General features: G+C 59.9%; 1 pseudogene. It reads left to right on the top strand.

The features are described from left to right. Positions 1 to 537: 537 nt before the first annotated feature. Positions 538 to 865 (top strand): annotated as a pseudogene (locus NLX86_RS34265) (maturase); the annotation flags it as partial.

The raw sequence follows: 865 nt of genomic DNA, 5'->3' as shown, positions 1-865 counted from the left end.
GCCGGTGCGCCATGAGGCGCTCTGTTGTATCCCCGGTTCAACCGGGAGGAACTGAAAGGGAGGTTTCTGGGTCCGATGGCTTACCTGGGTCCGAAAGGCGAAGGGGACAATAGCATGCCAGGAAATCAACGATTGCGTTCAGGCATGGAAGCGATGCGCTGAGGGACCCGTGCGATATGGCGAAAGCTGTACTGCCTGAACCCCAATCTCCAAGGGATGAAAACGTCGGCATCCATCGGAAATGTGCCTGGCACCGATGCCGCGCCCTGCGACGGAGTGATTGCGTATCCGCCGCACCCTTCGGGTCGTGGACTGATTCCCAGTGAGGGAATTCAAGGAGATGAGTGGGGCGCCTAAGTCGCGCTAGATACGTACAACAGAGACGAACATGGGATCACCTAAAGGGCGCGAGCCCCAAGGTGACGGAGGCCCCGTAGTAGTCGCAGGAGTAACGACCTGCCAAGGGTGACGGGAAAACCGTCCACAGGGCGAAGGGGGCCAGGTGATCGGATATCACGATACTGGGAGGTATGCGTAATGCAGAACGCCGAATCGGTACTTGATGTCCTGCGTGAACGCGGCAGGCGGAGCCTGCCGTGCGATGAGCTGTATCGACAACTGTTCAACCCGAACCTGTATCTACTGGCCTACGGGCGCATCTACGCCAACCACGGCGCGATGACACCCGGAGCCTGCGGGGAGACCGCCGACGGCATGTCCGAAGCCAAGATCGGGCGCATCATCGAAGCCATGTGTCACGAGCGATACCGCTTCCGCCCGGTACGACGCGTCTACATTCCAAAATCCAACGGAAAGACGCGCCCACTCGGCCTGCCATCCTGGTCGGACAAACTCGTCGGCGAAG

It is taken from the genome of Streptomyces sp. A3M-1-3 (assembly GCF_024213665.1).
Lineage (GTDB): Bacteria > Actinomycetota > Actinomycetes > Streptomycetales > Streptomycetaceae > Streptomyces.
This window is presented reverse-complemented; position numbering and strand designations above follow the sequence as displayed.